Raw genomic sequence first — 13,415 nt, forward strand, 5'->3', positions numbered from 1 at the left:
ATGAGCATTGACCATTCATATTTGATTGGAAGAGATGATGTTAATGATTTGGTATTAAATATATCAGGTCTTGATGCAGACTCTAGGGATGTATCTACGTTAAGTGCAAATATTTTTGCTCATTGCACTAGCACTGGATCTCCAAAATTTACTTGCCAATTAAATATTGGTCATTTGCAAAGTCTTTATCAACACCTTTCACAATATAGTGTTATTCGTGATACTGAGTCTGTAAGTACTGGTCGTTTTATAGAGATCCAAAGCAATCATGAGGAAATAATGAGAGTTTTGGAGCATTCGGATAACACTTCTTTAGTATTAGCATTACAGCACATCGTAAGTAATAGACTTACAAATACTGATATTAATACGATTTTAGGGCGAAAAGATGCTCTTGATGAGTATGAGCGAATGTATGAAAATGCTAATTATTATAATGAAATAGAATGGCAGCGTTTTTTTGAAAGGAATGAGTGGATATTTGGGTATGGTTTAAATTATAAATATTTAAAAATCCTACAGAGAGAAGCACACATCTCTCATACAGATCTCAATGGGTCTAATGATGTTATAACGGATTTTTTATTATCAGACTCTAGATTTACTAAAATTGTTGAACTGAAAACACCTACAACAAACTTATTTGTCAATCGCCAGAATAGAGCTGATTCTTGGCGCTTATCAAGTGAGCTTACTGATGCTGTTAGTCAAATATTGGCACAAAAGGCAAATTGGGAAATAGAAAGCCAAAGAAGTAACTACACCTCTGATGGGGATTTGATAAGAGAAGAAACACATGATGCCGAATGTATATTAGTAATCGGATCTATATCTTCTATTAGTGGGGGTGACCGCGAAAAGTTAATAAAAAGAAAAACACTAGAGCTTTATCGGCGTAATTTAAAAAGTATTAACATTCTGTTTTATGATGAACTATTAGAACGCGCTCGATTTATTGTAAGAAGCGCCGAAATTATTGAAAATGCCATTGGTGAAATTTTAGAATAAACATCAGGCGGCATTCTTATTTCTGTACCATCAATATACAAATATGGTGCTAGTATAAATTATCACTATACCACTGCAACATATCCCTACGTCCTTCAAGATATTGTGCATGGTTATAAGTTCCACGGATGGAATTTTTATCAACATGGGCAAGCTGGGTTTCAATCCATGCACTGTTATAGCCTTTCTCATGCAAGATAGTGCTCATGGTGTGCCGGAAACCGTGACCGGTGGCCCTGCCGTGATAACCCAGCATCTTGATCACCTTATTGATACTCGCCTCACTCATCGGCTTACCGGCATCATTGCGGCCGGGGAACACTAACTTATAATTCCCTGTCAGCATCTTTAGCTTTTCAAGGATCGCCAAGGCTTGTGCAGAAAGTGGCACAAGGTGAGGGCGGCGCTTCTTCATCCGTTCTTTAGGAACCTCCCACAAGGCATTATCCAGATCAAATTCAGACCATTCAGCGGCCCGCAGTTCTATAGTTCTTACGCCCGTGAGCATTAACAACTGGGTGGCGTATTTGGTCAGTTTGCTGCCTTTATAGTTATCCAATGCCTGAATAAATTCGGGTAACTCACTTTCAGTCAGGAAAGGGTAATGGCCATTCTTGGGGCGGTTTAGTGCGCTGGCCAGATCCGGGGCTGGGTTATAAGTGGCCCGCCCGGTCACTACGGCATAGCGGAAGACTTCACCACAGCGCCGCCTGATTTTCCCGGTGAGTTCCAGTGCGCCACGTTTTTCGATACGTTGCAGAACGGCCAGCAGTTCCAACGGCGCGATCTGGTCAATTGGGCGCTTGCCGATATAAGGAAATACGTTGTTATCGAAGCCACGCATAACCGTATCCGCATATTCTGGTGTCCAAGTGGGTAATTTGGAGGTGTGCCATTCTTTGGCGATAGCCTCGAACGTGTTGGCGTGGGAATGCTGTAGGGCTATCTTTTCAGCTTTGCGGGCATCACTGGGGTTAATGCTGTTGGCCACTTGTGCTCTGGCCTCATCGCGTTTCTTACGAGCATCGGCTAATGAAATATCACCATACAGGCCAAAAGATATCATTTTAGGCTTCCCGGCAAAGCGGTAACGGAAGCGCCAACCCTTGGAGCCATTGGGTTCAATCAATAGGGATAGGCCATTGCCATCATTCAAGGTATAGGCTTTATCTTTGGCTTTAGCCCGGCGAATTTGAATATCTGTGAGTAGCATGTGTATAGCCCTAAAGATCGAACCTAGTGTTATACGCAATCCTATACACATATGTGTTTAGATTCCACTAAACATTATGGGGTCTCTTTAGACGCCAAATGTCTATTTATCGTTGTTTTAACAGGATTTTATGGACTTAGTGGGATGTGCTGAGAAGTGCTAATGGTGTCCCCGACTGGAATCGAACCAGTAACTAGCCCTTAGGAGGGGCTTGTTATATCCGTTTAACTACGGGGACATGCCATGATTTTTGCTGTTGATAAAAGCAGCTGGGCGTCATTATACCTATTTTCACTCTGAAAATAAGCAGTTAGCGGTTTGTTTGTTTAAATTGTCGCCAGTTATCGCTTAAAAATGCTTATCTCCCAATGCGCCAGAGAATGCTGGCTCCGATCGGCGGTTAGATTTACTTTTTGTACAAATCCGTTTTTTTCTGGGTATTTCCTTTAGATTTTTTGGGTTTTCTCGTCATATCGCTGCGTATTTGGGCATGGCTTATCAGAGCAAATATAAAGGAACCACCGATGATATTGCCGGCAAGCGTCGGGATAGCGAAGGGGTAAATAAATTCCTGCCATGAAAGATTGCCGCTAAATACCAGATAGAAGATCTCTGCTGAGCCGACGACGATATGAGTGAGATCGCATAAAGCCACCAGATAGGTCATTAAGAAAATCACCCAGATTTTAGCCGCGCCAGCAGAGGGTAGCATCCACACCATGGTGGCGATAATCCAACCGGAGAGAATGCCTTTAGTCAACATTTCTGCTGGCGTATTTTCCATAATATCCTGAGCAATGCTGATAAAAGCGGCGTGCGTCGCGTCATCAAACAAGGGAATATGGATAAATGATCCCGCGGCCAAGGCGGTTCCAATTAAGTTTCCCAGCAACACTAATCCCCAAAGGCGAAATAAAATACTGAAATTCTTAATGCTGGGTTTTTGCATAATTGGCAGTACCGCAGTGACGGTGTTTTCAGTAAACAACTGCTGGCGAGCCATAATGACAATAATAAAGCCGAAGGTATAACCGATATTCTCGATAAAAAAGCTAGCGGGCGCATCGGATAATCTGGCGTGAAAAATGCCTTTCGCCATTAAAGATGCTCCCATAGATAAGCCCGCAGCAATGGCCGATAGCAATAGAGCCAAGCCGTCGCGCTCCAGTTCTTTTTCGCCTTCGACGCGAATTTGCTCGTGTATTGCGGCCGCGCGTGAAGGGAGATTTTTCTCATTAACATCAATCTCTTTTCCCTGCTTTTTCTCATTGCTTTCTACCTGAATATCGCCATCGTTGTTTTTATGGTCATTCATGTTTTTCTCCTGAGGAAACCGGATTAAATTTTCAAAGTTGATAGACGGGAGGTCCTCGATTCCATTATTAAGGATAGTGGCTTTTTTACGGCGAATATTGAGATGGGAAAGAAGCGATTATTGAGAAAGGAACCGAAACAGTCAGCAAAAGTCAGCTTTGGCTGTTTTTTCTACAGAATATTGATCTTATGCCGAATATTAACTCTATAAGGTTAGGTTTCGGGATAGGCCCATGCTACGTAAGGGTTAGGCCTTATGCTATTATTCCGGTTCCCGGTTGTTGAAAATCTTGCGGTTAAAAGACGAATCCCATGTTGGAAGCGAAAAATCTGAGTTGCATACGCGACGAACGAACCTTATTTAAGGGACTGAGTTTCTGTATCAAAGCGGGGGATATCGTGCAGGTGGAAGGCCCCAACGGAGCAGGAAAAACCAGTCTGCTGCGGATTTTGGCCGGTCTGGCGCAGGCCGATGCTGGTGAAGTTCACTGGCAGGGAGCGAATATCCTGCGGGATCGCGCGGGTTATCATCAGGATTTATTATTTCTGGGCCATCAGCCCGGAATAAAATCGGTGCTCACGCCTTTCGAAAACCTGGCTTTTTATCAATCGGCTCAGGGTGATTTTGACGAAAATGCCATCTGGCAGGCGTTAGAAAATGTGGGGTTGGTCGGCTATGAAGATTTGCCGGTTGCCCAGCTTTCTGCCGGTCAGCAGCGCCGCGTAGCGCTGGCTCGCTTATGGTTGAGTCAAGCCCCGCTCTGGATTTTGGACGAGCCGCTGACGGCGATTGATAAACAGGGCGTAAGTGAGTTGATCGCTTTATTTGAGCAACAGGCTGCGGCAGGGGGAATGGTGTTGTTGACAACCCATCAGGAGCTTGGCGGCGTGCGTCAGGGGGTAAGAAAAATCAGCCTGATTGACTCGGGGAAAAACTGATGTTTGTCAGCGTATTACGTCGAGAATTAAAGATTGCGTTCAGAAAAGGTGCGGAGATTGTTAACCCACTGTGGTTTTTTCTTATCGTCATTACCCTGTTTCCATTGGGCGTTGGTCCAGAGCCGCAGTTGCTGGCGCGTATTGCGCCAGGCATAGTCTGGGTCGCTGCTTTGTTGGCTTCATTATTATCGCTGGAACGGCTGTTTCGGGATGATTTTCTCGATGGGTCGTTGGAGCAACTGCTTTTATTACCTTCGCCGCTGCCGCTCACGATGTTAGGCAAAGTGTGTGCTCACTGGGTCGTGACCGGATTGCCGTTGCTAATTCTCTCGCCGCTGGTGGGCATGCTGCTTTCGCTGGATGTGAATACCGGCATCGCCGTAGCGCTGACTTTGCTGCTGGGGACGCCGACGCTGAGTTTTATCGGGGCTATCGGCGTCGCGCTTACGGTGGGATTGCGCAGAGGCGGAGTATTATTAAGTTTGCTGGTTTTACCTTTATATATACCGGTTCTTATCTTCGCCACCGCAGCTATTGATGCCGCCTCAATGGGGATGGCGATTGATGGATATCTGGCGATTCTTGGCGCGATGCTGGCCGGTAGCGCTACGCTGGCTCCTTTTGCCACGGCGGCTGCGTTGAGAGTAAGCATTCATTAATCCTATTTAAATTTACAGATTTTGTCTGATGAATTGGGGCGATATCTGGCGACCATGCAGTGACGCATCAGCTTGAAATAACATATTTTTTATTGAATGTGGTAGCCAACGCCATTTAGAGCAGATTGCGCACCGCAACCCGTATCGGCTTAGTTAGCAGGATAATTACCAAGACGATTACTGTCATTTTTATAGTGAGCAATGACCAACATGTGGAAATGGTTTCATCAATTTGCCCAGCCTGAAAGGCTGTACAGAGTCTGCGGTCGCTTTATTCCGTGGTTCGGCGCAGCGGCCATCATTTGTCTGGCTATCGGTTGGGGGGGAGGCTTTGGCTTCGCACCGGCTGATTATCAGCAAGGTAACAGTTTTAGGATAATGTACCTGCATGTGCCCGCGGCGATTTGGTCGATGGGCATTTATATGTCTATGGCGATAGCCGCCTTTATCGGGCTGGTCTGGCAGATGAAAATGGCGGATTTGGCCGTGGCGGCGATGGCTCCTGTGGGGGCGGTATTTACCTTTATTGCGCTGGCTACCGGTTCTGCCTGGGGAAAACCTATGTGGGGAACCTGGTGGTTGTGGGACGCGCGCCTGACATCCGAGTTGGTACTGCTGTTTCTGTATATCGGCGTGATTGCGCTGTATCACGCATTTGACGATCGAAAACTGGCCGGTCGAGCCGCCGGTATTTTAGTATTGGTTGGCGTGGTGAATATACCTATCATCCATTTTTCCGTGGTGTGGTGGAATACCTTGCATCAAGGCTCTACCGATATGCAGCAAACCATTTATCCGACCATGCGTACTCCGCTGCGTTGGGCAATCTTCGGCTATCTCTTCTTTTTTGCCACTCTTACGTTAATGCGTTTACGTAATCTTATTTTACATCAGGAGCGTCATCGCCCTTGGGTGGCGGAATTGTTAGGTAAGGAGCGCTCGCTATGACACCGGCATTCAACTCTTGGGCGGATTTTTTCGCGATGGGTGGTTACGCCTTTTATGTCTGGCTGGCGGTGGCCGTGACCTTGCTGTCGTTGCTTGGTTTATGGGCGCATACCCTGTGGATGAAACAAGGGTTATTGAAGAGTATTCGCCGCCAACGTAGACGCGATCAGCGAATTCGTCAGGCGCAGCAGCGGGAGAGAAAATAATGAACCCACGTCGAAAAAGCCGTCTGTATCTGGCCTTAGTGGTATTAATCGGCATAGGTTTGACCACCACGCTGGTGCTTTATGCCTTGCGAGCCAATATTGACTTGTTTTATACCCCAGGCGAGATTTTACAGGGGAAGGGGCCTAAGCACGAAAAACCTGAGGTTGGGCAGCGTCTGCGTATTGGTGGAATGGTGATGCCCGGTTCAGTAAAACGCGACCCGCAGAGCCTACAGGTTACTTTTAAGGTGTATGACGCGCGCGGTGCGATCGACGTGACTTACACCGGTATTTTGCCGGATCTGTTCCGCGAGGGGCAGGGTGTGGTAGCTCAGGGCGTTTTTGCTGAAGGGAATCGGGTGGATGCTAAAGAAGTGCTGGCTAAGCATGATGAAAAATATACGCCACCGGAAGTTGCTGAAGCGATGAAAGAAAATCACGTTCGTCCGGCGGCGGCTTATACCAACGGTCAGAACGAGGGGAACGCTTCATGATGCCTGAAATCGGCAATTTCCTGTTATGTCTGGCGCTGGCGATATCGCTGCTGCTGAGCATTTACCCCCAGTGGGGAGCGGCGCGGCAGGACGCGCGAATGATGGCTGTAGCACGACCATTGACCTACGGCATGTTTGTGACCGTCGCGCTATCGTTTATGTGTCTGGTCTATGCCTTTGTAGTGAATGATTTTACCGTTTCCTATGTTGCGGCTAACTCCAATAGCCAGTTGCCGGTGTATTACCGAATCGCTGCTACCTGGGGGGCGCATGAAGGCTCGCTATTACTTTGGGTGTTGTTGTTAAGTTGTTGGTCGCTGGCGGTGGCATTATTCAGCCGTCAAATGCCGCAGGACGCCGTGGCGCGAGTTTTATCCGTATTAGGCATGATTACCGGCGGTTTCCTGCTGTTTATCATCATGACTTCTAACCCTTTCACCCGAACTTTGCCTAATTTCCCGATAGATGGCCAGGATTTGAATCCGTTGCTACAGGATGTCGGGCTGATTTTCCATCCGCCGTTGTTATATATGGGATACGTCGGATTTTCCGTGGCGTTCGCTTTTGCCATCGCATCGTTGATGGCGGGGCGTTTGGATACCGCATGGGCGCGATGGTCACGGCCCTGGACCCAGGCGGCCTGGGTATTCCTCACTCTGGGGATCGTGCTGGGTTCTGCGTGGGCTTATTACGAATTGGGCTGGGGCGGTTGGTGGTTCTGGGATCCGGTAGAAAATGCGTCATTTATGCCGTGGCTGGCCGGAACCGCGCTGATTCACTCTCTGGCGGTGACGGAAAAACGCGGTACTTTCAAAGCGTGGACGGTGCTGCTGGCGATCACGGCTTTCTCCCTGTGCTTAATGGGAACCTTCTTGGTGCGTTCCGGCGTATTGGTTTCGGTGCATTCTTTTGCCTCCGATCCGGCGCGAGGTATGTTTATTCTGGCCTATCTGGTGATTGTGATCGGCGGTTCCTTACTGTTGTACGCGGTGAAAGGGGCGCAGGTACGCAGCCGTACTCAGCATGAAGTGTTCTCTAGAGAGACATTTTTGTTAGGAAACAACGTATTGCTGATCGCAGCCATGCTAGTTGTACTACTGGGGACTTTGCTGCCGCTGGTACATAAACAACTGGGGTTGGGGAGTATTTCCATCGGCGAACCCTTCTTTAATACCATGTTTACTTGGCTGATGGCACCGTTGGCACTGTTGCTGGGGATAGGGCCGTTGGTACGCTGGCGTCGGGATGAACCGAGCAAATTGTGGCGTCGTTTGGGCGTTGCCTTGGTGGCAACCACGTTACTGTCAATTTTAGTGCCTTGGTTAATGCAGGACAGTATCGCCGGAATGACGGTAGTGGGTTTGATGATGGCTTTCTGGGTCATTATTCTGACGCTAATGGAATTGCATGAGCGAGCAACCCATCGCCACGGTTTCTGGCGCGGCCTGACTCACCTTTCCCGCAGTCATTGGGGCATGGTATTAGGGCATCTGGGCGTGGCGGTTACGGTAATTGGCATTGCCTTTAGTCAGAATTATAGTGTTGAGCGCGATGTCCGAATGAAATCGGGAGATGGTATTGATATCCACGATTATCACTTTGTTTTCCGCGATGTTCACGACATTAAAGGACCAAACTACACCGGCGGCGTAGGTATCATCGACGTCACCCGCAACGGCAAACCCGAAGCGACGCTGCACGCAGAGAAACGTTATTACAGCACAGCTCGCTCCATGATGACCGAAGCGGCTATCGACGGTGGCCTGACTCGTGATTTGTATGCGGCGTTGGGGGAAGAGCTAGAGGATGGTTCCTGGGCGGTGAGGTTATATTACAAGCCTTTCGTCCGCTGGATTTGGTACGGCGGAGTATTTATGGCGGTGGGCGGTATTTTGTGTATGTTGGACCCGCGCTATCGGATGAGTAAGAAATTAACGCGCGGTATCGCACCGGAGGTACAGTAATGAAGTCTAAGTTATTGTTTATTCCGCTGGTGTTGTTCCTGCTGCTGGTGGTGGCATTTTTAGTGCAACTGAGCCGCAATGCCGGAGGGGAAGATCCTACGATGCTAGAATCGGCGCTGATTGGTAAACCCGTTCCGACCTTTAAGCTGGAATCTCTGGGTCAGGCAGGAAAAACCTACGATCAGGCGGTACTGCACGATGGTAAACCTATGTTACTTAACGTGTGGGCTACCTGGTGCCCGACCTGCCGCGCCGAGCATGAATATCTGAATAAACTGGCGGCGCAGGGAATTCGCGTGGTCGGGCTGAATTATAAGGATGACCGTGCCAAAGCGGTGAACTGGTTGAATACACTAGGGAATCCTTACGCGCTGAGCTTATATGACGGTGATGGAATGCTGGGATTGGATTTAGGCGTTTACGGCGCTCCGGAAACCTTTCTGATCGACGGACAAGGTATCATTCGTTACCGCCATGCGGGGGATCTTAACGATCGCGTCTGGCAGCAGGAAATTCTACCGTTATATAAAAAGTATCAGGAGGGCGCATGAGGCTAATCAGTCTGGCCCTCGGTATGTTACTGAGCTGGGGCGCGTTCGCAGCCATTGATACTTATCAGTTCAGTTCGGTTCAACAGGAGCAGCAGTATCGGGAATTAACCGAGCAGCTGCGTTGCCCCAAATGCCAGAACAACAGTATTGCGGATTCTAATGCCATTATTGCCGCAGATATGCGCAATAAAGTGTATGAACTGATGCAACAGGGTAAAACCAAACCTGAAATTATCGATTATATGGTGGCGCGTTACGGCAATTTTGTCACTTATGAACCACCGGTGACTGCCGCTACGCTCATTTTGTGGGTGGGGCCAGCGCTGTTTGTGCTGATCGGCGGGGCGGTCGTCATTTTACGCGGGCGTCGCCGTAACCAGATGCTTGCTGAAGACGAGTTACCGGAGCAGGAACGGCAGCGTCTGGCTGCCATACTGGCGCAGAATGAAGCGGAAAACCGGAATGTGGCAAATACTGACGGGAAACAACCATAATGGCTTTTTGGCTAATAGTAATCATTGCGCTGGCCGGAGCGGGTGCCCTGTTAGTGGTTCCTGCAATGAAACAAAGCAATAATAACCGCAAAACTACGCGGGATGATCTGAATAAAGCTTTTTATCAGGATAGATTAAACGAACTGGCAGAAGACGAAGCGCAGGGCGTGGTCACCGAGCGACCGGAACTGATCAAAGAGCTACAGCAGAATCTACTGACAGATATTCCCGAGCAACCGGCGGAACAATCCAGCCCGATCAGTCGTTGGGCTTTGTTGCCCGGCGTGGTGATTTTGGTATTGGTTGCCATAGGATTTTATGTCAAAACCGGTGGTTTAACCCAGTTGCACGCGTGGCGGGAAGTACAGGCGCAAATGCCGGAGTTACGTGCCAGAGTTGCCAATGAACGAGCAGAGCCGCTGACGATGGAAGAAGTGGCGCGCTTGGGTTTAGGGCTGCGCACCGCTTTGCAGCAAGACGATAACAATGTTAACGACTGGATGATGCTGGGCCGAGTGGGTATGGCGCTGAATAATGCGACTACCGCGACGCAGGCGTTTGAAAAAGCCTATCAGCTCGCGCCGGATAATATGGACGTGAAACTAGGCTATGCCGAGGTGTTAACCCGTTCTAACGATCCCCAAGATAACCAGAAAGCCACGCAAATGCTGCGTAGCATGTTGGCGCAGGATCACGGTAACCCGCGAGTGTTGAGTCTATTAGCATTTAATGCCTTTGAGCAGGGAGATTTCAAACAAGCCATTGGCGCGTGGGAAGTTATGCTAAAATTGCTGCCTGCCGGCGATTCCCGTGCTGAAGTAATAAAACGCAGTATTCAGCAGGCAAAAGCACAGTCCGGTCAGGAAACAGCTAAACTGGAAGTGACGGTTTCTTTGTCTCCCGATGCGGCTAAAAAATTACCGCAGCAAGGGACTCTGATTATTTCGGTCACTGACGGAGTGAGTCCGGTGCCTGTGGCCGTTAAACAGCTGCCGCTGAGCCGATTCCCACTGACGTTATCGCTGGATGACAGTAATGCGATGATGCCGGAATCGTTGCTTTCTGCTTTGCATCAGGTAAAAGTTCGGGTGCGTTTATCGCTGGACGGTACGGCAAATCCTCAGCGCGGTGACTGGTTTGGTGAAAGCGTGGTACAGGAATTCAGCGGTAACGGGCAGATTAGCGTCCAGATAAATAGACAGATCCCCTAAGCGCAGGGGCTGAACGTAATTTCATGGAGAAACATATGAATTTTCGCCTGACAGGGCTGGCTTTCGCGAGCGTATTATTGGTGGGTTGCGCCAGTTCTTCACCGGATCAGATGGAACAAGGCCGCTCCGATCCGTTGGAAGGTTTTAACCGGGCGATGTTCAACTTTAACTATGAGGTTCTTGACCCTTATGTAGTTCGCCCCGTTGCCGTAGCCTGGCGTGATTATGTGCCGCAGCCTGCGCGTAACGGCGTGAGTAACTTTATGGGTAACCTGGAAGAACCGGCGAGCATGGTGAACAGCTTCCTGGTCGGTGACCCGTACAAAGCGATGAAGCACTTTAACCGTTTCTTCCTCAACACTTTATTGGGTATGGGCGGTCTGATTGACGTCGCGGGTATGGCTAACCCTAAACTGGCAAAAGAAGTACCGCATCGTTTCGGTAGCACCTTAGGCTACTACGATGTGCCTTACGGGCCTTATGTGGTGTTGCCGGGTTATGGCAGCTTTACCGTGCGTCAGGAAGGCGGCGACTGGGCTGATAACGTCTATCCGGTGCTGAGCTATCTGACATTCTGGATGTCTGCGGGCAAATGGATGATTGAAGGGATTGAAACTCGTGCGCAATTGTTGGATTCCGATGGTCTGTTGCGTAATTCCTCCGATCCGTACCTGATGGTGCGTGAAGCTTACTTCCAGCGTAACGATTTCCTCGCCAGCGGCGGTGTGTTGAAACCGGAAGCAAATCCAAATGCTCAGGCAATTCAGGGCGATCTGGAAAGCATCGACTCAGCCAACTAATCAGTTTGATATATCAAAACGGGTTGATATATAAAAGCGGATTGATATGTGACAGATAAAAAAAGCGCCTTCAGGCGCTTTTTTGTTGCCGCGAATTCGTCAACTTCCCGATTCAGGGCGCACAGTCGGATAATCCACCCTACGGCGCATTATCCGGCTGATTTGGGGTTAGAACGCGTAGTTAAAGTTCACGCCGTACAGCATTGCCGTACCTTTGGAGTTGAACTCGTAGTTCGTGCCGCCCAATGCTGGTGGCGTTTTCTCGTTGATGGTCACGTTCTGGCCGTGCATGTAGGAGATACCCACGTCAACAGATGCGTCTTTGTTGAACGCATAGGTAGTACCGGCACTGATCCAGAAACGGTCCTGATCGGGGATCGAAATGGAGCGGTTTTGAGCTGGAACCGGGCTATCATCGAACGCGATACCGGTACGGAAGGTCCAGTTATCGTCGTAGTAATAGGTTGTACCCAGCGCGATACGGTATGCGTCTCTAAAGCCTTCGTGCTTCTCGAACAGTACCTTACCGTTGTTACCTGTGGCTTTCAGCTCCTGGAATTGGCTCCAGCTGGTGTAGGCCAGGCTATAGTGAATCGCCCACTGCGGTGCCACTTTGTTATAACCGGACACTTCCCAGACTTCTGGCAGGTTCAGTGTCAGAGCACCAGGAACGATTGCACCGCCAGTTCCGCCAAAGGCTACTGGTAGCTGGTTGCTGTAATCGCCATCAAAGTCGATTTTCACTTTAGAACGATAAGTGAAGCTGTAGCGATTTTCTTTATCGATTTCATAAAGCACGCCGGCGTTCCAGCCGTAGCCCCACTCTTTACCTTCCATATTGGCAACTTCGGTACGCGCTGGCAGACCTAAACGGCCACCCGCTTCACCAATGTGACGCACAATTTTCGCATCGGCATAAACGGCGTTGAAGCCCAGACCGAAGCTGAAGTTTTGGTTCAGACGATACGCAGCCGCCAGGTTCAGGTTAGCGGTTTTCAGATCGGTTTTACCGCCTAGTGAGCCGGCGATATAGTCTTCATTAAATTCGGTGGCTAAACCGTAGTTGGAAGTACCGGATGCGCCGATAGCCCATTGTTCATTCAGCGGCATAATGAAGTGGATGTTAGGAATCCACTCAGATGGCGCGATATTTTTAGCGTCGGTGCTGCGGCCTGTCAGCGGAGATTGACCGCTGATATCTACGTTAGGGTCAACGTAGACAAAACCGCCGGAGAATGAAGGACGGTCAAACATCGTCATAGCTGCTGGGTTGCGGCTACCTACGGATGCGTTGTCGGCGACGGCGCCTTCACCAGAGAAAGAACGGCCCAATGCAGCCGCTGAATATTCATTCAGCTGAAAACCGGCCGCAGAAACGTTCGAAGAAATAATTGCCACTGCAGCTGCCAGAGCTGATCGGGTAAACAGGTTTTTCTGGTTCATGACCAAAACCTCATTTTAATGTGTTTATTATTTAAACTATGTTACATAGCGTAACAAGAGAGCGCGGGATTGTAGGGTCCGTTACCAATCTGACAAATCAGACCAGTGGCTGAAGTATAGGTCTGACCTGTAGGAATGTTGCAAGAATGTTTTTGAAATTGATTGAAATTG

The 13,415-nt window shown here is 48.9% G+C and carries 14 protein-coding genes and 1 tRNA gene; 11 read left to right on the forward strand and 4 right to left on the reverse strand.

Annotated elements, in window-relative coordinates; translation table 11 throughout:
* Positions 1–1,008, forward strand: a complete 1,008-nt coding sequence (locus tag PL78_RS16320) for a Shedu anti-phage system protein SduA domain-containing protein (protein ID WP_064517092.1) — start codon at positions 1–3, stop codon at positions 1,006–1,008.
* Positions 1,009–1,057: 49 nt separating this feature from the next.
* On the opposite strand, the gene PL78_RS16325 is transcribed toward PL78_RS16320, so the two are convergent.
* The 3 genes from PL78_RS16325 to PL78_RS16335 all read right to left on the reverse strand — a co-directional run bounded on the left by PL78_RS16325 (position 1,058) and on the right by PL78_RS16335 (position 3,536).
* Complete coding sequence (locus PL78_RS16325) at positions 1,058–2,221, reverse strand: tyrosine-type recombinase/integrase (protein ID WP_064517094.1); 1,164 nt, start codon at positions 2,219–2,221, stop codon at positions 1,058–1,060.
* Positions 2,222–2,384: 163 nt separating this feature from the next.
* A tRNA-Arg gene (locus PL78_RS16330) sits at positions 2,385–2,459 on the reverse strand.
* Between the two features lie 168 nt (positions 2,460–2,627).
* On the reverse strand, positions 2,628–3,536 hold the full coding sequence (locus PL78_RS16335) for a formate/nitrite transporter family protein (RefSeq protein ID WP_064517096.1): 909 nt from the start codon (positions 3,534–3,536) through the stop codon (positions 2,628–2,630).
* Between the two features lie 311 nt (positions 3,537–3,847).
* On the opposite strand from PL78_RS16335, the gene ccmA reads away from it, so the two are divergent.
* The 10 genes from ccmA (at position 3,848) to mlaA (ending at position 11,801) form a co-directional block, all read left to right on the forward strand.
* On the forward strand, positions 3,848–4,474 hold the full coding sequence (gene ccmA, locus PL78_RS16340) for a cytochrome c biogenesis heme-transporting ATPase CcmA (RefSeq protein ID WP_064517097.1): 627 nt from the start codon (positions 3,848–3,850) through the stop codon (positions 4,472–4,474).
* Positions 4,474–5,133: a heme exporter protein CcmB gene (gene ccmB, locus PL78_RS16345; RefSeq protein WP_064517099.1), complete on the forward strand. Its 660-nt coding sequence runs from the start codon at positions 4,474–4,476 to the stop codon at positions 5,131–5,133. Before ccmA ends, ccmB begins: the two co-directional genes overlap by 1 nt.
* Before the next feature lie 210 nt (positions 5,134–5,343).
* Positions 5,344–6,081 (forward strand): heme ABC transporter permease, encoded by a 738-nt coding sequence (locus PL78_RS16350; protein WP_064517101.1) that lies wholly within the window; start codon positions 5,344–5,346, stop codon positions 6,079–6,081.
* Positions 6,078–6,287, forward strand: coding sequence for a heme exporter protein CcmD (gene ccmD, locus PL78_RS16355; protein ID WP_064517103.1), 210 nt, complete (start codon positions 6,078–6,080; stop codon positions 6,285–6,287). Before PL78_RS16350 ends, ccmD begins: the two co-directional genes overlap by 4 nt.
* Positions 6,287–6,781: a cytochrome c maturation protein CcmE gene (ccmE, locus tag PL78_RS16360; protein WP_064517105.1), complete on the forward strand. Its 495-nt coding sequence runs from the start codon at positions 6,287–6,289 to the stop codon at positions 6,779–6,781. The genes ccmD and ccmE overlap by 1 nt, the downstream gene beginning before the upstream one ends.
* Entirely contained in the window at positions 6,778–8,745 is a 1,968-nt protein-coding gene (locus PL78_RS16365; protein WP_064517107.1) for a heme lyase CcmF/NrfE family subunit, read from the forward strand. The genes ccmE and PL78_RS16365 overlap by 4 nt, the downstream gene beginning before the upstream one ends.
* Positions 8,745–9,296, forward strand: a complete 552-nt coding sequence (locus PL78_RS16370) for a DsbE family thiol:disulfide interchange protein (protein ID WP_064517109.1) — start codon at positions 8,745–8,747, stop codon at positions 9,294–9,296. Before PL78_RS16365 ends, PL78_RS16370 begins: the two co-directional genes overlap by 1 nt.
* Positions 9,293–9,790: a cytochrome c-type biogenesis protein gene (locus PL78_RS16375; RefSeq protein ID WP_064517111.1), complete on the forward strand. Its 498-nt coding sequence runs from the start codon at positions 9,293–9,295 to the stop codon at positions 9,788–9,790. The genes PL78_RS16370 and PL78_RS16375 overlap by 4 nt, the downstream gene beginning before the upstream one ends.
* Positions 9,790–11,001: a c-type cytochrome biogenesis protein CcmI gene (gene ccmI / locus PL78_RS16380; RefSeq protein WP_064517113.1), complete on the forward strand. Its 1,212-nt coding sequence runs from the start codon at positions 9,790–9,792 to the stop codon at positions 10,999–11,001. The genes PL78_RS16375 and ccmI overlap by 1 nt, the downstream gene beginning before the upstream one ends.
* A 35-nt stretch (positions 11,002–11,036) precedes the next feature.
* Entirely contained in the window at positions 11,037–11,801 is a 765-nt protein-coding gene (mlaA, locus tag PL78_RS16385) for a phospholipid-binding lipoprotein MlaA (RefSeq protein ID WP_064517115.1), read from the forward strand.
* Between the two features lie 168 nt (positions 11,802–11,969).
* On the opposite strand, the gene fadL is transcribed toward mlaA, so the two are convergent.
* Positions 11,970–13,244, reverse strand: coding sequence for a long-chain fatty acid transporter FadL (fadL, locus tag PL78_RS16390; protein WP_064517117.1), 1,275 nt, complete (start codon positions 13,242–13,244; stop codon positions 11,970–11,972).
* Between the last annotated feature and the right edge of the window lie 171 nt (positions 13,245–13,415).

This window comes from Yersinia entomophaga (genome assembly GCF_001656035.1).
GTDB classification, from domain to species: Bacteria; Pseudomonadota; Gammaproteobacteria; order Enterobacterales; family Enterobacteriaceae; genus Yersinia; species Yersinia entomophaga.